Raw genomic sequence first — 20600 nt, forward strand, 5'->3', positions numbered from 1 at the left:
GCATGGGATCATATTCTAAATTGATCTGTGCCTATTTCCCTTATATTTTTTAATTCTCTAGAAAAATATTCAAAGTTCTATTTTCATTTATTTAAATGGGATTTCAACTTCTGCAGTCATACCAGACTTTAATATCCCAGTTTTATCTTTTATGGCAATTTTTATCTTAGTAGTTATATGATCCTTATCTGAAGTTGATTGTTTATCTTTAGGTGTGTATCCTTTCTTAAGATCAATATAATTTATCTTTCCCTTCTGTATTCCCAGTGATGTTTTTACATTCACATACTGATTATAGTGTATTTTATCCAAATACTTGTCCGGCAGATAACAGATGACATACAGATCGTCTGTCACCGCTATGTCCGCAATATTACTTCCCGCAGTCACTATATCACCTAATTCAAAATTTTTACTTATTATAATTCCATCGGACAATGCGGTTATATTGTATTTGTTAAGCTCATTTTTTGCCTGGCTAAGCTGAGCTATGGATTGATTTAGATCTTCTTGTGACGCCTTGATCTCATCGTCGGTAGGGCCATTTTCAAGAAGTTTCAGCTGGGCGTTTGCTGCCTCATAATTTGCACTGGCAGTTTCAATGGCCTGAGAGGTAGAGCCCTCCTGCATTAAATTTAACTGCTGTCTGGCATTGTCCAATTTTGATTTTGCAGACAGGAGCGTATAACTTGAAGTATCCATTTTTAACTTAACATCTTCCAGTTCTTTTTGAGATATGGCTCCTGATTTATTTAAAATCAAATATTTTTCGTAATCTGATTTGGAGTTATCATATTGAGTTTGAGCAATATTTAAATCCTGCTGTGCAATTGAAACATTGTTTTGTGACTGATTTATCTGTTCCTGTCTATTCCCCGATTTTAATAAATCAAGTTGGGCACCTGCAGCCTTGACTTGTGCTTTAGCCTGTTCAATTTGTTCAGTACGGGTGCCTGCATTTAATGAAGACAATTTTGCCTTTTTCATATCAACCACTGCCTGTAATTGAGCCACCTGATATTTTTGACTTGAATTATCTATAAGAGCAATTAGATCACCTTTTTTTACTTTTTCACCCTGATTTTTATTCATTTTTATTACCTTGCCGCCAACAGTGCTGCTTACAGAAACAGTATTGTCAGCAATATCACCTTTTAAAGTTATAGAAGATTTACTTCCACAGCCTGTTAATATAAATGCCGCAAATAGAATACATATATATATTCGTTTCATAAAACTCTCTCCCTTATCATCCTAAAATAATTCTATTTTAAATTCTGCGATATTTTTTGAGTGCCAATATATTTAATACAATAAAAACCATACAAATCCCTATTAAAATAAAAATATCTGTCCAGATCGAAGCCATTCCCCTGCCCCGTATCATGATCTGTTTTAAGGCGTCGGCTGAATAGTACAACGGCATAAATTTCCCAATTACTTGAAGCCAGGTATCCATAGTACTCATATCAAATAGCCCGGAAAAGAACACCTGCGGAACTACAACAAGTGGTATAAATTGTATCATCTGAAGTTCATTTTCCGCAAATGCAGATAGAGCAGTTCCCATAGTTAATGCTACCATGGCAGTTAGAAATGTAATTATAAGTACTAAAATAAAAGATCCCACCATCATCATATTTATAACATTGATTGAAAACCAGGCTATAAGAGCTGCCTGTATTATAGTAAAAATACCAAACCCCAAAATATATCCCAGTACAATTTCCCATCTACGTATTGGAGTAGCAAGCAGTCTCTCAAGAGTTCCCTGGGTACGTTCTCTTAGAAAAGAAACTCCAGATATTAAAAATACAAAGAAAAACACAAAGAAACCAATAAGTATAGGTCCAAAATTGTCAAATGAAGTCATATTCTCATAACCATATAAATAAGTTACATCTGGTTTAATACCTAGGTTTGCATCTTGAATACTGTTTTGAACCAGTACAATAACTGCTTTGCTTTTCCCCGGATCGCTTCCCTCAAGCGTAATATATGGAATTCCTCTCTTATAATTTATGACCGCATCCAATTTTGATTCTCTTATAAGCATATCTGCTTCACTTTCGCTGTACCTGCCTACAACTGCATACCTGCTCTCCAATCTGTCTATAAAGCTCTCAGGTGCATTTATAACGCCTATTTTTGGATCATACTGAACTCCATTAAAAATATATGACATCAACGTCAATACAAAAATAGGTGCCAATATCATAAGTGCAATAGTCCTCCGGTCATTTCTAAGCTGACGCAAGATACGTATAGTAAGTGCGGCAATTCTCATCATTTAGCACCTCCATAGTACAGAAAGGCTTCTTCTATTGTATTGGAATCAGTATTTTTTTTAAGCACATCAGGAGTGCCTGCTGCAATTACCCTTCCATTACGTATCATGCAAAGGTTATCACATTTATCAGCTTCGTCCATCACATGAGTTGTAATTATGATGGTAGTACCCTCTTTGCTTAACCTGTCCAACTCATTCCATATAGATTTCCGAAGCACAGGGTCGATGCCTACTGTAGGCTCATCCAAAATAAGTACTAAAGGCTGATTTAACATTGCAATAGCCAGTGACAGACGCCGCTTCATTCCACCAGAATATTGATTGACTTTCTTCTTTAAATGTTCAGATAAATTTACCAATTCCATGACTTCATCAATACGCTTTGTACAATTTTCTTTAGATATATTGTACATGGCAGCAAAAAACTTCAGATTTTCCTCTGCAGTTATATCTCCATAAAGGGCATCAGACTGTGCCATATACCCAATTTTATTCATCATTGAAAGTTTAGGCATTTCCTCTCCCAGTACATAAACCTGTCCCTTTGTAGGCACATCAATTCCCGCGATCATTTTAACTAGAGTTGTCTTGCCTGAACCTGAAGGTCCTAGAAGTCCGAAGATCTGTGAACAGGTCACTTTCAAGTTTATATTGTAAAGTATTTGATGCTTTCCAAAGCATCTATCTACATTTTGAACTACTACACTATAAGAACTATGCTCCATAGTATTCCTCCTCATATGCTGATTATACTACAGGGATGACTCTACATAATAAACATTTTCTCCAATTCTGTTGATTTTTATTTTACTTTACGTGTAAAATGTTAATGAATTCAACTGAAAGCGAAGTGAGCATCCATGACTTCAAAAACAAACCAGTTACTTAAAGACACCTTTATTGAACTATATACACATAAGCCTATAAACAAAATAAGCGTAAAGGAACTATGCCAGAAATCCAGTTTAAACCGCGGAACATTCTACAATTACTATGAAAATATAGATAATCTGTTGGAAGAAATAGAGGAAGGATTACTTTCCGACTTAGTAAATATAATAAAAACAGAAAATATTATAATCCATAAACAGCAGGATCTTGATATTTTTTTAGAAACCATAAGAAAAATATTCAACTACATAAAACAGCACAGTAATTATTTTAAAGCTCTCCTTGGTAAAAATGGAGATAATCTATTTACATACAAGATAAAAAGTACCATGAAAAAGAAACTTTCTATAAAATTCAAAGCAGAAAAGAGAAATGTAGGAAATTTAAATGAATATCTGCTGGAATACATATCTTCTGCGAATATAGGAGTTATAACATATTGGGTTGAAACAGGAATGAAAACAGATCCGGAAGAACTAATAGGCTTGATGATCAAAGTACTGTTTAAAGGACCTTTTAATATAAGATAATAATGTATTTAAATAAAAAATAGGCTTTACAGCTAAGTACTGTAAAACCTATCCATGGTGCTGGCAGTAAGCTTCGAACTCACGACCTACTGATTACAAGTCAGTTGCTCTACCAACTGAGCTATGCCAGCGTACATGGCGACTCAGAAGGGTATCGAACCCTCGACCTCCGGCGTGACAGGCCGGCACTCTAACCAGCTGAGCTACTGAGCCACATTAAAACAATTTCACATGGTGGGCACAACAGGGCTCGAACCTGTGACCCTCTGCTTGTAAGGCAGATGCTCTCCCAGCTGAGCTATGCGCCCATATGATTGTGGTGACCCCTAGCAGACTTGAACTGCTGTTACCACCGTGAAAGGGTGGTGTCTTAACCACTTGACCAAGGGGCCCTTATTTTATAAAATTAAAAAACACATTACAATCCTCAACTTAAATGAGTAAGCCTCCCTTCTAGAGTAGACTTCTCATTTAAGTCAATTCATTATTTGCTCTACAAATATATAGATATTTGTATACATGGCGACTCAGAAGGGTATCGAACCCTCGACCTCCGGCGTGACAGGCCGGCACTCTAACCAGCTGAGCTACTGAGCCACATTAAAAAGCTCCACATGGCAGACCCACGGCACTCAAACTATTATGAGTATCTTGCTTATAAGGCAGATACTCATTTAGCTGAGTATGTACCCATATAATTGTGGTGACCCCTAGCAGACTTGAACTGCTGTTACCACCGTGAAAGGGTGGTGTCTTAACCACTTGACCAAGGGGCCTTATACATTCTTCTATGTTATATCCCTGCGACCTGACATAGTCTATAATACAAAATATTCTTTAAAGTGTCAACACCTTTTTCCCAGATTATAAGATTCATTTCCCTATATTTTCTCTAAAATCCNTTATACATTCTTCTATGTTATATCCCTGCGACCTGACATAGTCTATAATACAAAATATTCTTTAAAGTGTCAACACCTTTTTCCCAGATTATAAGATTCATTTCCCTATATTTTCTCTAAAATCCTTATATATCAACACTTTAAGAAAATCTTCGAGTTTAAAATTAATTATTCAACTTTCTGCTTACCTTAATAGTTTTTTGTACCTACATACCCTATATACTCCATTATAATAAGGGCGGTATCTTCAATAGCTCTTTTTGTCACGTCTATTACTTTGCAGTGTAATTTCTTTATAAGCCTGTCCGAAAACTCCAATTCCTGAAGAACTCTCTCTTCATCAGCATACTTCAATTTTGTAGACATCATATTATATCTATCCATTCTATGTTTTCTTATTTCTATCAGATGTATAGGATCTATAGTAAGAGCCACAATCTTTTTTCTATCAACTTGAAACAGTTCCTCTGGTATCGGTACTTCCGGCATAAGTGGTATATTCAAAGCTTTTATTCCTTTATTAGCTAAATACATACAAAGTGGAGTCTTAGAAGTTCTAGAAAGTCCCAATAATACTACATCAGCATATCTTATGCCCGAATTATCCTTACTGTCATCATACCTAATAGCAAATTCCACTGCCTCTATCTTTTTATAGTACCGGGAATCTATTTCCCATACAGCACCCGGCCTGTATTCAGGTATCTTATTTAAAAGCCTAGATGCCATACTTATACAGGGCCCTAAGATGTTATTTACAGGTATACCAGATTCTATACACCTCTGAACTAAAAATTCTCTCACTTCTACAAGTACGATAGTAGATATGATCATAATATTTTCTTTGCTATCCAAGCCATTTATAAATTTATTTACATCACTACAGCTTTTTATATACGGTACCCTATGCACTTCTATATCAGAATAAAATTGACAGGCAGTTCCTTTAGCTACAAGTTCTGCAGTCTCACCTATGGAATCGGATACTGCATATATTTTTAACATAAATTAAAACCCTCCTACCTTTGATGTCTTTTAGATAATTCTGCAAGTGCACATCCACAGACAGCATCTATTCCGTTATTATTGCAAAAGTCCAATATTTCCTGGCTTTCTGCTCCAGGTTGTACTAATATCTTATCCACTCCCGCTTCATTTGCTATCTTAACTATATCAATTCCTTTGCTGGGATTTATACACAAATCCAGTACATGGATCTTTGAAAATGCCTTTTTTATATATTCGTGAGTATCTCCAGCAATATTTCTGGGGTTTATTCCAATCACATCATATCCTGAATTTTTTAGAGAATTTACTATTTTAAAGGCATATTTCCCTTCCGTAGAAACATTTCCAATCACCGCCCAATTCTTATAATAGAGAAAATTAGAAGCTTTCATACTCATACACTCCTCATAAAATAATTTCATTCTTAATATTATTATAAACAATTCTCCATAAATATATATATTTTATGGCAATTTATAATTATAAACTATACTAAAAATATCATAAGTAAGTTAAAATATACACTATAGGCTTTATTAAAAAGGAGGTATACCTTTTGTTTCATAATATAATTGTAATTGGTGCAGGTGCTTCTGGCATTATGGCATCAATTACTGCAAAGGACAATGGAAAAGATGTGGCAATATTAGAATCCAAAAATAGGATGGGCAATAAGATCTTATCTACTGGAAACGGCAGATGTAATATAACAAATAAAAATATAATTTTCACTAAATATCACAGTAGAAATCTTGATTTTGTTAAAAATATTTTAAATAAATTTTCCGTTAGGGACACAATCACATTTTTTGATTCTCTAGGACTTCCTCTAACAACTCTGGAAAACGGAAAAATGTATCCTCTTTCCCTTCAAGCCTCATCTGTACTGGATATATTAAGAATGGCAATTGAAGATAGAAATATACCAATTTATTTAAATTCCAAAGTTACTGATATAATTCGCGATAAAAAATATTTTAAACTTTTTTGCCGTGATAAGGTTTATAAATGCAACAAAATCATATTATGCACTGGTGGTAAATCTGCTCCCCATACTGGTTCTGACGGCTCAGGTTTTAATATATGCAAAAATTTAGGCCACAGTATAATAACCCCTCTTCCCGCCCTGGTGCAGTTAAAATTAAGATACGATCACTTAAGAGCTCTATCTGGGGTAAAATTCAATGGATACGTTGAGATATTAGTAGATAATGAGATACAGCAGCGAGAATACGGCGAAATTCTATTTACAGACTACGGCATATCAGGTCCTCCTATATTGGAAATAAGCCGTATAGCTTCCTGTAATTTATTGAATAAAAGATCCGTAAAGATCAGAATTGACATGCTTCCAGATTTAAAAAGAGAAAGTCTGTTAGAATTTTTAGAAAACCATTGGGGAACTTTCAATTACAGGAGCGTTTATAACTCACTTATAGGAATAATAAACAAAAAAATAATACCAATACTTTTAAAAGAAGCTGCAGTAAATGACATCCATAAGCCCTGTTATGAGCTGAGTTGGCGTGAAAAAAAGAGCATATGCAATTTGTTGAAATGCTGGGAATTCATGGTATACGATACTAATTCCTTTAAAAATTCACAGGTCACCTGCGGCGGTGTCAGTACTGATGAAATAGACTATAATACACTTGAATCTAAAAAAATAGAACATCTATACCTAGCTGGTGAAATACTAGATGTAGATGGATGCTGTGGTGGTTTTAATTTACAATGGGCATGGAGTTCTGGTTTTGTAGCAGGGACAAGTGCTGCTGAATCATAATTCATCAGCATTTCTCTCTTATTTTTCATTGGCATCCCAAATAGCTTCTATTACAGATAATTCCTTTCCATTGTTATCAATAATTTTATGTAAAGATATATAACCTTCATCTTGTTTTTTTAATTCAGTAAATATCTTTATTTTTTCACCGTATAGTGCTTCCTTTTCATAAGTTATATTTATGTGCTTTATGTTGTATTCAAGTATTATATTCAGAGGAATAGTTTCCAAAATCCAATCTATATATTTTACATTATTGACATGCTTGTTGGTATCTATGTCACTATATCTTACATTGAAACTTTTTTCTATGGTAAATTTTTTAGGTAATTTCACATTTTTGATTAATAGAGGCTTATTGTCCTTTTCCGTCAATCCAAAAATTTTATACATATCTTCAGTTATTCTCAATATTTTTCTCTTATTGGTATCTATTAAAAGCCATATTGAATTGGCTTTTGCTATCATATTGTCTTCTTTATCAAATACTTCAAAAGTTCTGTAACCATAAAATTTTCTAAAAGAGCAGGCATTGGTCCTCACCCTGATTTTTTGACCATATTCAGGGTAGTGCTTTATATCTATATTCCACTTATACAGCACCCATGCCACTCCATTTTTCCTCGAATAACTCAGTCCACCTCCAACATTTTCAGAATGCTTGGTAGCTATATCTCCAAAGTAATTCACAAGACTGGTTATAAGCAGCCTCTCTTTATAATCTATTTCATAGTAGTTCACTTCATATTCCTTTTCAGCAATTGATCTATTCATTATCTCTCATTCCCCTCAATTGTAATATTTAAAATATAATAGATAAATTTATTTTCATCTCCAGCCACATACTATAATTAATATTATAATACAATATTCACTTTTTCCATAGAATAAGATATCATCTTTAAATAAGTCTTATTACAAAAACTTACTTAAAGATGATATAAACTAATTCTTTAAATATGGCTTACATCTATTGTTTGATCCCTACCTGGTCCTACAGAGACTATAGATATCTTTGTATCTGTGAAATCTTCTATTTTACTCAAATACTTTTTAGCAGCACCTGGTAATTCATCATAGGTCCTTGCATTCTCTATACTCCTGTTCCACCCTTGAAATTCTTCGTATACGGGTTCACATCTAGCCAAATCCTCTAGACTTGCAGGTACATAATCTATAACCTTTCCATTAAGCTTATACCCTATACATACTTTTACTTTTTCAAGTCCTGCCAGAGTATCTATTTTAGTAATTGCAAAACTTGTAAGTCCCGAAAGTCTGGCGCTGGTCTTAAGTATCACCAAATCCAGCCATCCACACCTTCTGGCTCTACCCGTAGTAACTCCATATTCATGACCATTTTCCCTAAGCCAATTTCCTGTCTCATCAAAAAGTTCTGTGGGGAAAGGACCTTTTCCTACCCTTGTAGTATAGGCTTTTGCCACACCTACTGCACCCGTTATCACAGTAGGTCCAATCCCTGAACCAATACAAACTCCTCCTGCAATAGTACTGGAAGAGGTAACATAAGGATAAGTGCCATAATCCACATCCAGCAGAGTTCCCTGTGCTCCTTCAAATAATACTTTTCTTCCATCTTTTATATTTCTATAAACCTCTACTGATATATCTTTTACATAAGGTTCCAATGCTTTTCCATAATTAATGTACTCATTGTATATCGAGTCAAATTCCAAAGGCTTTTCTCCATATACCTTTGTTATTATATCGTTTTTTACTTTTAAATTTTCCCTCAGTTTTTCCTCGAATACATCTTGATGTATGAGATCACATATTCTTATACCGCTTCTCTCCATTTTATCAGTATAACAAGGTCCAATTCCCTTTCCTGTCGTGCCTATATCTTTTTTGCCTCTGGACCTCTCTTTAATACCATCTAAAACTTTATGATAGGGCATCACAAGTTGGGCTCTATCGCTAATAATTAAGTTTTGAGGTGATATATTAACATATGCTTTTTTCAAATAGTCTATTTCTTCAAATAAAGCTTTTGGATCAAGTACCACGCCATTACCTATTATATTGATTTTATCCCCATAAAGTATTCCCGACGGTATAAGATGAAGTTTATATTGTTTGCCGCCTGTTTCAACCGTATGTCCTGCATTGCTGCCACCTTGAAACCTAACAACAACATCTGAATTTTTAGCAAGGTAATCTGTTATTTTACCTTTTCCCTCATCACCCCATTGGGCTCCCAAAACAATAAATGCTGACATAAGAATTTCCTCCCCTTTTTATATAGGTTAATATTTAAATAAATAATTATAATAGAAGCAGATATTTTAGCTATTTTTTAGTTATATCCCTAGCCACTACTACTCCAGTTACCGAGGCCTGCATAAGCCCTCTTGTAATTCCGGCACCATCTCCTATGGCATATAAATTTTTTATAGATGTTTCAAATTTGTCATTGGTTTCAAATTTGCTGGAATAAAATTTTACTTCTACACCATAGAGCAGTGTGTTTTTACTGTAAAGTCCTGGTGCAACATTATTAAAAGCTTTTAATGCTTCAACTATAGATGTCAAATATCTCTGGGGTAATACAAAACTTAAATCCCCAGGAACTGCTGATTTTAAAGTTGGTATAGTAGTGGATTTCTTAAGTCTTGAATAATCTGTTCGCCTTCCATTTAACAGATCTCCCAGTCTTTGAACCATAATCCCTCCTCCCGTAAGCATGTTCCCAAGTTTCGCAATATATTTACCGTAGGTTATGGGTTGATTAAACGGTTCTGTAAAAGATGTAGAAACCAGCATAGCGAAATTAGTATTTTCTGTTCTGAGCTCTTTTTCCTCATAGCTGTGTCCATTTACTACAGCTATGGTACCATCATAATGTTCTTCCGATACAACTCCTCCTGGATTCATGCAAAAAGTTCTAACTTTATTATCAAAAGTGTCTGAATAATATATAAGTTTTGCCTCATATAGATCTTTTGTAAGGTTATCCATTATAGAATTTGGAACTTCCACTCTTACTCCTATATCTACAGCATTGTTGGTGGTTTTTAATTTCAGTCTTTTGGACTGAACTGCAAACCACTCTGCACCACCTCTACCTGGAGCCACTACTACATAATCTGCCAGAATATTTTTTTCTCCATCTTTATTTTTAATAGCTACCCCTATAACTTCACCATTCTCAACCAATATATCCTTCACCGTGGTAAGCTCACTGAATTCTATATTTATATTATTTAAAAGATGATAATACATTTTTTTCAATACATCATAGGCTAATTCCGTTCCCAAATGTCTAACCGGACATTCTATAAGCCTTATATTATATTTGCTTGCTTCATATTTCACTTTATCTACTTTTTCATTATTTAATCCATATACAGTTTTATTGGCTCCAAATTTTAGATATATATCGTCACAATATTTTATTAATTTCTTACATTCATCTTCTGAAAAATACTCTAAAATCCTTCCTCCTACTTCTGGACTCAGTGAAAGCTTTCCATCAGAAAAAGCTCCTGCACCTGACCAGCCAGAAGTAATACCACATGGATTGCAATTCATACATTTTCCAGTCGTTCTCGCAGGGCATTTCCTGTTTTCTATATTTCGCCCTTTATCAATTATCAATACACTCATGTTCCTATTAAGTTTAGTAATTTCCAAAGCAGTAAATATTCCTGCAGGGCCAGCTCCAACTATTACAACATCATATTTTTCTTTCAAGTAGCATCCCTCCTTCAACATGGTATCAAAATTAGACGCTCCAGTCAACAAAATATACGAATATTTTTCATGAATTTTGAATAAAAATTCGTAAATTTTCAAAGTATACACTTTTAGTTAAATAAAAATTACAACTTTACATTATAATTTTATTAACAATTTTAGCTCTATTTCCATAATATATTATTGTAGTAAATTTTATGGAGGTATTTAATGAACAACGACAATAAAGATATCAACGAGGAATCCATGGAAAATTATGATTATACTAGAAATACTTACCCCTATTATTGCCCCCTTTACAATTGTCCCTATGCTCCGTCTGCAGCGGACCAATATGACGATGAAAGCATAGAAGAGCCAATTGATCTTGACTCAGCATACAGACAACACGGCCGAAGAAGGCGCAGGAGAAGGCGCAGACGTAGACGTCCATATTATCCTGGATTTGGTCCAGTGATATTCCCAATCATATTTCCATTTGATTTTGACGATTGGGATTACTAAATAAAAGCTTATTTCATTTACATTATACTATCAACCCATATCATTTAAATAAATAAAAGATGCTTTGAACTACCATAAACTAATTCAAAGCATCTCTTGCTTTTATACCCGTAGAAGTTAAAAAATATAAATTCACTATTATAATAGACAAAACTTGGCACAAAAAAATCTATACTAAATCTTTCAATTCAGGTACCATATTGGGTACAGTCTTTCCAAGTACTGCTTTTACTAAATTTTCCGCAGCAAGCATTGCCATATCAAAACGAGTTTTCGCAGTAGCTGAACCAATATGAGGCAAAGTTATAACATTGGTCATTTTTAAAAGAGGATTTTCAGGATCTATTGGTTCTGTTTCATAAACATCCAGTCCTGCAGCAAGTATTTTATTGTTATTTAAAGCATCCACCAATGCCTTTTCATTAACCGTCTGCCCTCTAGAAGCGTTTATGAAAATCGCTGACTTCTTCATTAGATCAAATTCTTTATAATCAATTATATGATAGGTATTCTTATTATATGGAACCATTACTGAAATAAAATCAGACTTTTTAAGTAAATCATCAAGGCTTTCATATTGTACACCTAGTTCATTTTCAATATTTAACCTTCTATTTCTATTGTGGTATAAAACATTCATGTTAAAACCAAACTTTGCCTTTCTGGCCACACATTCACCTATTCTACCCATTCCTATGATTCCCAAAGTGGCATGATTTATATCCACTCCAAAAAGATTGCTGTCAATATCTTTTTTCCATTTACCTTTTTTTACATAGGAATCCAATTCAGAGATTCTTCTAGCCGTAGACATAATAAGAGTCATTATAAGATCTGACACGGTTTCATTTAATACAAAAGGTGTATTGGTTCCTATCACTTTCCTTTGTTTCATAGCATTTATTTCAAAATTATCATATCCGACAGAAATATCACTAACAACTTTAAGCCTAGGTGAATGTGCCAAAATTCTATCATTGATTTTAGTTCCTGAAGTTAAGAGGCCTTCAACATCCTTTAAATTTTTAATGAGTTCCCCTTCAGATATTTCTGAATCGGAATCCCATTTTTTATAGTCACAATATTTAGCAATAAACTCTTCCACCTCTTTAGGAACAGGCTTTGCTATAAATACTTTAGGCCTATCCATAACTTACCTCCTTAATCTTTCAATATTTTTATCCCTTTTTATTTTATATTTATAAATTCCCTTATTTTATTTTTTATATTTTCATCTGCTTCGATACTGTAATTTTTTAAAGATGTATTAATATTTATATTTAAACGCATACCTACTGCTTCTTTCAATGTTATCATAAATGGATCCATGAGATTATATATTCCCATCAATTTATTTATCTTGCCCTGACAGATCATCAATTTGTCAACATCCTTTTTCTGAAATGCTTTATAAGCATCAATAAATATTTTGGCATTTATATTTGTAAGTCCCCCTATAATCCCTGAACCCTGTGACAGTAAATTGGGTATCAGGTATTCTTCAAATCCTGAAAATATAGAAAAACCACTTTGGGAATTTTTGAATTTTTCACTATATTTTCTTACATTGCTTATGGAATCAATGGTATCCTTTATACCAACAATGTTATCAAAATCAACGGCCAGTTTAAACACAAGATCAGGTGATAAATTAGTCCCTGTTCTATCTGGAAAATTATATAACAATATAGGCAATTTTGTATTTCTGGCTGTTATAGAATAGTATTCATAGAGATGCTGATCATTTAAACTAAAATAATAAGGAGTTACAATCAAAACTGCATCCGCACCTATGCTCTCTGCAAACTTATTTAATTCCAGCACTTCTTCTATGTTATTGGAGCCTGTCCCAACTATAAACTTAACTCTCCCTGCAATAACTTCACATACAAATTTCACATAATCTTTTCTCTGCTCAAGCGACATACTAAAAAATTCTCCCGTACTTCCAAGAGCTACAATACCATCAATGCCATTAGAAATTAACTTTTCAATTAAAATCCTAGTAGCTTCTTTATTAACACTTCCCTTATCATCAAAAATAGTGACCATTGGTGTATAAATTCCTTTAAACATTAAAACTTCCTCCTCATTTTATCCTTAGAATTATTTTTATATATAATATGCTTTTAGCTTATTATCTCAAAATAATTTTTCTCTTGTATATCCAAGTTTCTTTGAAATTTCTAAAGCTGCCTTTATTATAAAATTCTTGTTTTCTTCCACATTTTCATCATATTTTTTAACTTTCAATTTTGAAGTAGATACTGCAGCTATAGCTTTTCCTACATTATTATATACCGGAACGCCTATGCAGAATATACCATCTTCATTTTCCTCATCAGATATGGAATACCCTCTTTTTCTCGTTGCCTCTAAATCTTTTAGCAAGTCTTCAGGATTTACCAATGTACTTTTAGTCCTTGGTATCAATTTAACTTTGGATAGATATTCACTAATTTCTGCTTCACTATAAGTAGCCAAAATAGCTTTCCCTAAACCTGTAGAATAGAGAGGCATGATTGATCCCAAATCAGCAGTTGTTCTCAATGCTTTTTTTGATTCTTTCTTATCTATATATACAAGCTCATTATTGTTTACTACTGCTAAAAATACAGTTTCCCCTATATTATCAGTTACCAATTTTAAGATGGGATCTGCAATATTAATCAATTCGGTTTTATTTAAATATAGACTTCCAAGCTTAAATGCACCAATACCCAATTCATAGCTCTTCAACTTTTTATCCTTTATCGAGAGAAAATCTCTTTCAACCAGTGCATTTACAATATTAAACACACTGGTTTTAGGTATATTCAGGCTTCTACTTAATTCAGCTATAGTAACAGGTTCTTCCCTTTCACCGATAAATTTTAAAATATCTAAGCCTCTTAAAATTGCCTTGTTCAAACAATTCACCTCACTATTCTATATATGAAACGCTATTCCATATTTTAAATACATTATAAATATTTACTATCCCAATGTCAATAATAAAATCACGGCCATTATTTAAAAATTAGCCGTGATCTCAAATTTTAACTATGAAAATCATACTACAATACTGTTAATCGCGTGTCCATATCAAAAACCAGACATTCATTTTCTGTCTTTTCTCCAGGTATTCTTATATTTTCAGGTCTTATTCCAATTATAATATTTTTACCCACATAACCCTTCTTTTCCAGAACATTTGACATGCCATCCTGCAGAATTATCTGTTCTCCTTCGAATAAAACTGCAAGTTTTTCATTTACATGATCCAATTTGGAATTTATGAAATTCATCTGCGGGCTTCCAATAAATCCTGCCACAAATACATTTTTAGGGTGATTGTATATATCCTGCGGAGTATCCACCTGTTTGTATAGCCCCGTCCTTTATTACCAGGATTCTTGTACCCAGTGTCATTGCCTCTGTCTGATCATGGGTTACATATATAAAGGTGGTCTGAAGCTTCTTATGAAGTTTTGATATTTCTGTCCTCATCTGAACTCTCAATTTGGCATCCAAATTTGACAAAGGTTCATCCATTAAAAATACTTTTGGATTTCTGACTATAGCTCTCCCCATAGCCACTCTCTGTCTTTGTCCACCTGATAATTCCTTAGGTTTTCTTTTAAGCAAATCATATATATCCAACGTTTTAGCAGCATCTTTTACTTTTTGATCTATTTGAAGTTTTTGTACTTTTCTCATTTTAAGTTCAAAGGCCATATTATCATAAACAGTCATATGCGGGTACAATGCATAGTTCTGAAATACCATAGCAATATCCCTATCCTTAGGAGTCACTCCATTTACAAGCTGATTATCTATATAGAGCTCTCCACCGGTTATCTCCTCAAGCCCTGCAATCATTCTAAGAACAGTGGACTTTCCACAGCCTGAAGGTCCTACAAATACTATAAATTCTTTATCCTTTATTTCCAGATTAAAATCTTTAATGGTGTCAACATTACCTGAATAAGTTTTGCATATGTGCCGCAGGGATAAATTCGCCATCTTTACTATACTCCTTCCTTTTAGACATCATTTCCTAAATTAATTTTTTAAGCACATTAGGATAATTCGTTATTATACCATCTACTCCCAAATGAATAAGCTTTTTCATATCACTTTCCTTATTTACAGTATAGGTATTTATAAGTATACCATTTTCCTTTATATCGCCAATTATATCCTTATCCATAATAAGGGAAAAGAGAGGATGGAGTGCATCAGCCCCTATCCTCCTTGCATATTCTCCCGGTTTATGAATGGGTAATCCATACAGCAGCCCTGTCTTAATACTGCTGTCATACTCTTTTACTTTCTGCATAGAATAATGATTGAAAGATGATATTATCACATTTTTTTCTAATCCATATTGATGAATCTTGTCTATTGTATATTTTTCTAAATCCTTATAATGTACAATATCATTTTTAAGTTCAAGATTTAGGAGAAGATTTTTATCCTTCATATAATCCAACAGCTCATCCAAACTTGGAATTCTTTCTCCATGTCCGGCATTGAACTTCATAAGCTCCCGACAAGTATAATCTTTTATGAACCCGGTTCCATCCGTAGTCCTGTCTATTGTCTCATCATGACAGAGAACTATTGCGCCGTCTTTTGTGATATGGAGGTCTGTCTCTATTCCATCCGCACCTGTTTCCACTGCTTTTCTAAAAGCCTGCATGGTGTTTTCAGGATACATTCCGCTGAATCCTCTGTGTGCAATATTTAAAGTTTTGACCATTACCACTGTACTCTCCTTTTTCTCCTCATATATTACTTGTTATTCTGATTATATTTCTCTATAGCCGAATTTATGCTGTCTGTCGAATTCTTAACAGCCTCTTCCGGAGATTGTTTACCCTGAAGCATCTGCTCTATATTTGTCTCAACAGTCTGTCTTGCCTCCGGGAATACAGACATAAGTGCACCTTTAGCTGTGGAAGGAGAATTATGAAGTTGATCTATGGCTGTCTGGAACTGAGGTTTTTTCTTCAGATTATCCTTCATTGTCTGAACATCATAAGCTTTTTTGGTAACAGGGAAATATCCTGTCTGACTGGCCCAGTAAGCCTGCTCTTCCGGTGACACCGTGTACTTTATAAATTCCCAGGTTGCTTTTTCCTTGGCAGTGTCCTTGCTGTCAAGTGCCCACAATGAGGCTCCTCCTATTGATACACCGCCGTCCTTTATTCCATCAAAAGATGGTAAAGCTGCAGTTCCTACTTCAAATCTTCCTCCTATGCTACTTAGTACAGCCGACAAATCTGCTGTAGATTCAATGTACATAGCTGTCTTGCCTGCTATAAATGCATTTTCCGTATCATCTTCATTTCTTCCAAAGTTAGCTGCATTACCGGATTTAACTAGTTTCTGCCATTCATCCAATACTTTTACGCCTGCTCCATTTTTATCAAACTCCACAGCCGTTGGAGCTTTTTCTCTACCATTGCCATTATTTGCATAATTTTGTCCCTGCTTAACTATGAATTGTTCAAAGAACCATCCATATATGGCCATTGCATAACCATACTGAGTTACCTTCCCTGAAGCGTCCTTCTTAGTAAGCTTTGCCGCTGCACTTTCCAGTTCTGAAAATGTCTTAGGAGGGTTTTCAGGATCCAGCCCTGCAGCTTTAAAAGCATTCTTGTTGTAGTAAAGTATTGGAGTTGATGAATTAAACGGCATAGAGTACAATTTATTGTTCACAGTATAATATCCTGCTATGTTAGGTTCCAAGCTGGATATATCGTATTTTTCACTGTCTATGAAATCCTGCATGGGCTTTACCCATCCGCTGTCTATCATAAATCTGGTACCTATATCATAGGTCTGCATAACATCAGGCCCATTTTTTGCTCTCTCCGCACTCTTTAATTTATTTATAGCCTCATCGTATTTCCCTTGAAATTGCGCATTGACTTTAATGTCTTTATGGGAACTGTTGAAATCATTGACCATTTTGGTAAGTGCCTGCCCGTTTTTACCTGACATGGAATGCCAGAATGTAATCTGAACAGTTTTGCCGGATCCTGAGGATTGACCTGAATTGTTGCTTCCACATCCGGTAAAAATACCTCCTACCATCAACGAAGCTAATAATAAACTTATGAATTTCCTTTTCATTATTTTTCTCCTCTCAAAATTAATTATTGGCATATTTTTTATATGAATTTTACAACTACCCCTTTACTGCACCGGAAGTCATGCCTTCAATAAGCTGCTTCTGACCAAATATGAAAATTATAATTGAAGGTAAAAGCACCATTATAATACCTGCCATTATAAGTCCAAAAGATTGGTTCTCAGAGAACTGCAGCATACTTATACCTATCTGAACAGTTCTTGTACTGTCCTTGCTGGTTACAAGCAGAGGCCATAGATATTGATTCCAGGTAACTAAAAAAGTATATACACCAAGAGATCCTACAATAGGCCTCGACATGGGAAAAACTATTCTGGTAAAAAATTTAAAATTGCTGCAGCCATCCATCTTTGCGGCTTCATAGAGTTCCCTCGGAAGAGTGAGATAATACTGTCTCATCATGAATATTCCCATGGCGGCGCTTAAATAGGGAATGATGAGAGCTTTATAGCTGTCCAGCCATCCAAAAGATCCTACCGTCAAATAATTTGATATCATAATGGATTCCGCCGGTATCATCATAGTGGCTATTACAATTACAAACAATACCTTTTTACCTTTAAAATCAAAAAATGAAAACGAAAAAGCTGCCAGACAAGAGGTGAAAATCTCACCTATAGTTACCCCCAGAGATACTACAAAACTGTTGACTATAAATTTCATTATGGGAGCAGCATTCAAAGCATCTGTATAATTATTTAAATACAATTCCTTAGGTATCAATTTGGGCGGATAGGAAAATATTTGCTCCGGCGGCATAAAACTAACGGCAAGGGCATATAAAATAGGCGCTATAGTTATAATACCGAATACTGTATTCACAATATAAAGAATTATTTTATTTATATTTTTTTTCATGTACCATTACCTCTCCACATTTATTTATAAAAAACCTTTTTATCTTCATATCTGAATTGAAGCAGGGTTATGACAAACATAAGCAGGAACAAGACTATGGATTCAGCACTGGCGGCGCCAAATCTGCTGTTAAAAAACGCATTTCTATAAATGGAATATACAAGAACATTAGTGGCTTCGGCAGGCCCTCCCAGAGTCATTATATTTATCTGACCAAAAGTTTGAAATCCATTTATGATATTTATGATGAGTACAAAAAAAAGAGTTGGAGAAAGACAGGGCAGTATTACATTTTTCAACCTTTGAAGATAATTTGCTCCATCTATTGATGCACTTTCTACTAGTTCTTTCGGTATATTTTGAAGACCGGAAGTTATAAAAATAAAATTTATACAGGCATTTAGCCATACACCTACTATGGATACTGCTATAAATCCCCAGAAGGGACTTGTAAGCCAGCCAATACTCTTTCCCAGGAGAAAATTAACAAAACCTATGCTTGGATTAAACAAAAGCATCCATATTATTGCCGCAGAAGCAGAGGATACTGCCATGGGCATGGCATACATAGTGCTGAAAAGTCCCTTGAACTTCAACTTGTTATCACATAAAAGTGCAAGCATAAGTCCAATGAGTATAGCTGGTATTGTAGTCACAATTACATATTTAAAAGTCACAACGACACTATTTATAAAAGAGGGATCCTTAAATAAATCAATATAATTGGAGAAACCTGCAAAGGAGCTTGGCTCTCCCTGGGCATTAGTACTGAACAAACTTAAATATATAGTTTTAAAAAAAGGAAAATAGGTAAATCCCAAAAATATGACTATACATGGGATAATATACAGATAAGGTTCCACGATATTTATAATTTTTTTACTTTCAACGGTCTTATTCTGAATCAAACAAACTTGCTTTGATGCTTTTTCCATTTAATTACCTCCATTAATTTTCTTTACGGATATATATTATCTCATCAATATTAATAAAGGTTTATATTACGGTTAAATATATTTAACACATTGTTCTGGAAATAATTACAGCCTAAAAATAGAAGTATCAATTTAGCACATAACAGTCCAAGTATGGCTCCTGATATTATATCAGTGGGATAATGAACACAAAGGTATACCCTTGAAAACGCTATTAAAAATGCTATTAACAAAAATATTACCTTATATTCACTGAACTGAGCTGACAAAACACCTGCTACTGCAAAGGAAGAAAAGGTATGACCTGATGGAAAGGAATAAGAAATGGGTCTTGAAATTAAAAGTTGAAGATCATTTTTACAATTACAGGGCCTTATTCTTCTAACCAAGTGCTTCATTATTCCTTCTCCAAATATAGTACTTATAATTAAAGTAACCAATACCATAATTCCCGTTGTCTTATAATCCATGCACAGCATTAAATACAGAGCTATTGCAATCCAAAGTACTCCTCCATTTCCCAAAGCTGTAGTAAACATCATAGCTTTATCCACAGCTGGTCTGCGCATATTATCCTGTATGAATTCCAAAATAAAATCGTCGAACTTTTTTATCAAAAGTATCACCTTCTATATTGGTTTTTTCATTATCACCAATTTTATTTTATACAATCAATATTACTAAAAGATTAATAACACATTAAAAAGTCTTAATAATATTAACTTACCAATAAATTTTCATTATTTCAATAAAAAAATAAGGCATTGCAAACAGTCAATGTCTTATTTTTAAATTATAATTTTAAGGGGGTAATGCTACAAACTTTACTTACAGTATCTTCTGGAGGTTGCACTTGAATTTACCGTGCCCTGCAACCACAGACACCTTTTGGTAATTACCAACATTTCCATTTATATGTTATGTTCAAATACATCATTTTCAATTTCGCTAAGATATTTCCTTAGGACACTTATTATTATATATGGTATTTGTTACGTCTTAATGTCATATTTATAAACTATTTGTGAACAATC

General features: G+C 34.0%; 19 protein-coding genes, 6 tRNA genes and 1 pseudogene. 3 read left to right on the forward strand and 23 right to left on the reverse strand.

Going from position 1 to position 20600, the window contains the following annotated elements; genetic code table 11:
* Positions 1 to 87: 87 nt before the first annotated feature.
* From ACFHWD_RS08820 to ACFHWD_RS08830, 3 genes are read right to left on the reverse strand one after another with little or no spacing between them, the layout of a single operon-like run.
* Positions 88 to 1233 (reverse strand): HlyD family secretion protein, encoded by a 1146-nt coding sequence (locus ACFHWD_RS08820; protein ID WP_150356492.1) that lies wholly within the window; start codon positions 1231 to 1233, stop codon positions 88 to 90.
* A gap of 37 nt (positions 1234 to 1270) precedes the next feature.
* Positions 1271 to 2290: an ABC transporter permease gene (locus ACFHWD_RS08825; RefSeq protein ID WP_229981231.1), complete on the reverse strand. Its 1020-nt coding sequence runs from the start codon at positions 2288 to 2290 to the stop codon at positions 1271 to 1273.
* Positions 2287 to 3015 (reverse strand): ABC transporter ATP-binding protein, encoded by a 729-nt coding sequence (locus ACFHWD_RS08830; RefSeq protein ID WP_150356491.1) that lies wholly within the window; start codon positions 3013 to 3015, stop codon positions 2287 to 2289. The genes ACFHWD_RS08825 and ACFHWD_RS08830 overlap by 4 nt, the downstream gene beginning before the upstream one ends.
* A 135-nt stretch (positions 3016 to 3150) precedes the next feature.
* On the opposite strand from ACFHWD_RS08830, the gene ACFHWD_RS08835 reads away from it, so the two are divergent.
* Complete coding sequence (locus ACFHWD_RS08835) at positions 3151 to 3711, forward strand: TetR-like C-terminal domain-containing protein (RefSeq protein WP_150356490.1); 561 nt, start codon at positions 3151 to 3153, stop codon at positions 3709 to 3711.
* Positions 3712 to 3766: 55 nt separating this feature from the next.
* Here the strand turns inward: ACFHWD_RS08835 and ACFHWD_RS08840 are convergent.
* The 8 genes from ACFHWD_RS08840 to ACFHWD_RS08875 form a co-directional block, all read right to left on the reverse strand.
* Positions 3767 to 3842: transfer RNA gene (locus tag ACFHWD_RS08840), tRNA-Thr, on the reverse strand.
* Positions 3843 to 3847: 5 nt separating this feature from the next.
* A tRNA-Asp gene (locus ACFHWD_RS08845) sits at positions 3848 to 3924 on the reverse strand.
* Between the two features lie 19 nt (positions 3925 to 3943).
* Positions 3944 to 4019, reverse strand: a tRNA-Val gene (locus ACFHWD_RS08850).
* 9 nt (positions 4020 to 4028) lie between these two features.
* Positions 4029 to 4103: transfer RNA gene (locus tag ACFHWD_RS08855), tRNA-Glu, on the reverse strand.
* A gap of 128 nt (positions 4104 to 4231) precedes the next feature.
* Positions 4232 to 4308, reverse strand: a tRNA-Asp gene (locus tag ACFHWD_RS08860).
* Between the two features lie 104 nt (positions 4309 to 4412).
* Positions 4413 to 4487, reverse strand: a tRNA-Glu gene (locus tag ACFHWD_RS08865).
* Positions 4488 to 4802: 315 nt separating this feature from the next.
* Positions 4803 to 5618 (reverse strand): pyruvate, water dikinase regulatory protein, encoded by an 816-nt coding sequence (locus tag ACFHWD_RS08870; RefSeq protein ID WP_150356489.1) that lies wholly within the window; start codon positions 5616 to 5618, stop codon positions 4803 to 4805.
* A 14-nt stretch (positions 5619 to 5632) separates the two neighbouring features.
* Positions 5633 to 6013, reverse strand: coding sequence for a CoA-binding protein (locus tag ACFHWD_RS08875; protein ID WP_150356488.1), 381 nt, complete (start codon positions 6011 to 6013; stop codon positions 5633 to 5635).
* Between the two features lie 164 nt (positions 6014 to 6177).
* On the opposite strand from ACFHWD_RS08875, the gene ACFHWD_RS08880 reads away from it, so the two are divergent.
* A complete protein-coding gene (locus ACFHWD_RS08880) occupies positions 6178 to 7407 on the forward strand; it encodes an NAD(P)/FAD-dependent oxidoreductase (protein ID WP_150356487.1) in 1230 nt (409 codons plus the stop codon).
* 18 nt (positions 7408 to 7425) lie between these two features.
* On the opposite strand, the gene ACFHWD_RS08885 is transcribed toward ACFHWD_RS08880, so the two are convergent.
* The 3 genes from ACFHWD_RS08885 to ACFHWD_RS08895 form a co-directional block, all read right to left on the reverse strand.
* Positions 7426 to 8181 (reverse strand): acyl-[acyl-carrier-protein] thioesterase, encoded by a 756-nt coding sequence (locus ACFHWD_RS08885; protein ID WP_150356486.1) that lies wholly within the window; start codon positions 8179 to 8181, stop codon positions 7426 to 7428.
* A 179-nt stretch (positions 8182 to 8360) separates the two neighbouring features.
* Entirely contained in the window at positions 8361 to 9647 is a 1287-nt protein-coding gene (locus tag ACFHWD_RS08890; RefSeq protein WP_150356485.1) for an adenylosuccinate synthase, read from the reverse strand.
* 70 nt (positions 9648 to 9717) lie between these two features.
* Positions 9718 to 11121, reverse strand: coding sequence for an NAD(P)/FAD-dependent oxidoreductase (locus ACFHWD_RS08895; protein ID WP_150356484.1), 1404 nt, complete (start codon positions 11119 to 11121; stop codon positions 9718 to 9720).
* 213 nt (positions 11122 to 11334) lie between these two features.
* Between ACFHWD_RS08895 and ACFHWD_RS08900 the strand changes: the two genes are divergently transcribed.
* On the forward strand, positions 11335 to 11628 hold the full coding sequence (locus ACFHWD_RS08900; protein ID WP_150356483.1) for a hypothetical protein: 294 nt from the start codon (positions 11335 to 11337) through the stop codon (positions 11626 to 11628).
* A 169-nt stretch (positions 11629 to 11797) separates the two neighbouring features.
* Here the strand turns inward: ACFHWD_RS08900 and ACFHWD_RS08905 are convergent, their stop codons facing one another.
* The 9 genes and pseudogenes from ACFHWD_RS08905 to ACFHWD_RS08945 form a co-directional block, all read right to left on the reverse strand.
* On the reverse strand, positions 11798 to 12778 hold the full coding sequence (locus ACFHWD_RS08905) for a D-glycerate dehydrogenase (RefSeq protein WP_150356482.1): 981 nt from the start codon (positions 12776 to 12778) through the stop codon (positions 11798 to 11800).
* A 38-nt stretch (positions 12779 to 12816) separates the two neighbouring features.
* A complete protein-coding gene (locus ACFHWD_RS08910) occupies positions 12817 to 13704 on the reverse strand; it encodes a dihydrodipicolinate synthase family protein (protein WP_179978197.1) in 888 nt (295 codons plus the stop codon).
* 66 nt (positions 13705 to 13770) lie between these two features.
* Entirely contained in the window at positions 13771 to 14538 is a 768-nt protein-coding gene (locus ACFHWD_RS08915) for an IclR family transcriptional regulator (protein ID WP_150356480.1), read from the reverse strand.
* A gap of 218 nt (positions 14539 to 14756) precedes the next feature.
* Positions 14757 to 15633 (reverse strand): annotated as a pseudogene (locus ACFHWD_RS08920) (ABC transporter ATP-binding protein); the annotation flags it as partial.
* A 34-nt stretch (positions 15634 to 15667) separates the two neighbouring features.
* Positions 15668 to 16372, reverse strand: coding sequence for a glycerophosphodiester phosphodiesterase (locus tag ACFHWD_RS08925; protein ID WP_179978199.1), 705 nt, complete (start codon positions 16370 to 16372; stop codon positions 15668 to 15670).
* Between the two features lie 32 nt (positions 16373 to 16404).
* Positions 16405 to 17754, reverse strand: coding sequence for an ABC transporter substrate-binding protein (locus ACFHWD_RS08930; protein WP_378061451.1), 1350 nt, complete (start codon positions 17752 to 17754; stop codon positions 16405 to 16407).
* A 55-nt stretch (positions 17755 to 17809) separates the two neighbouring features.
* Positions 17810 to 18631, reverse strand: a complete 822-nt coding sequence (locus tag ACFHWD_RS08935) for a carbohydrate ABC transporter permease (RefSeq protein WP_378061453.1) — start codon at positions 18629 to 18631, stop codon at positions 17810 to 17812.
* Between the two features lie 20 nt (positions 18632 to 18651).
* Positions 18652 to 19566 (reverse strand): carbohydrate ABC transporter permease, encoded by a 915-nt coding sequence (locus ACFHWD_RS08940; protein WP_150356476.1) that lies wholly within the window; start codon positions 19564 to 19566, stop codon positions 18652 to 18654.
* Positions 19567 to 19616: 50 nt separating this feature from the next.
* Positions 19617 to 20192: a phosphatase PAP2 family protein gene (locus ACFHWD_RS08945; protein ID WP_326839067.1), complete on the reverse strand. Its 576-nt coding sequence runs from the start codon at positions 20190 to 20192 to the stop codon at positions 19617 to 19619.
* Positions 20193 to 20600 lie beyond the last annotated feature (408 nt).

Source organism: Clostridium sp. MT-14 (genome assembly GCF_042436595.1).
GTDB classification, from domain to species: Bacteria; Bacillota; Clostridia; order Clostridiales; family Clostridiaceae; genus Clostridium_B; species Clostridium_B aromativorans.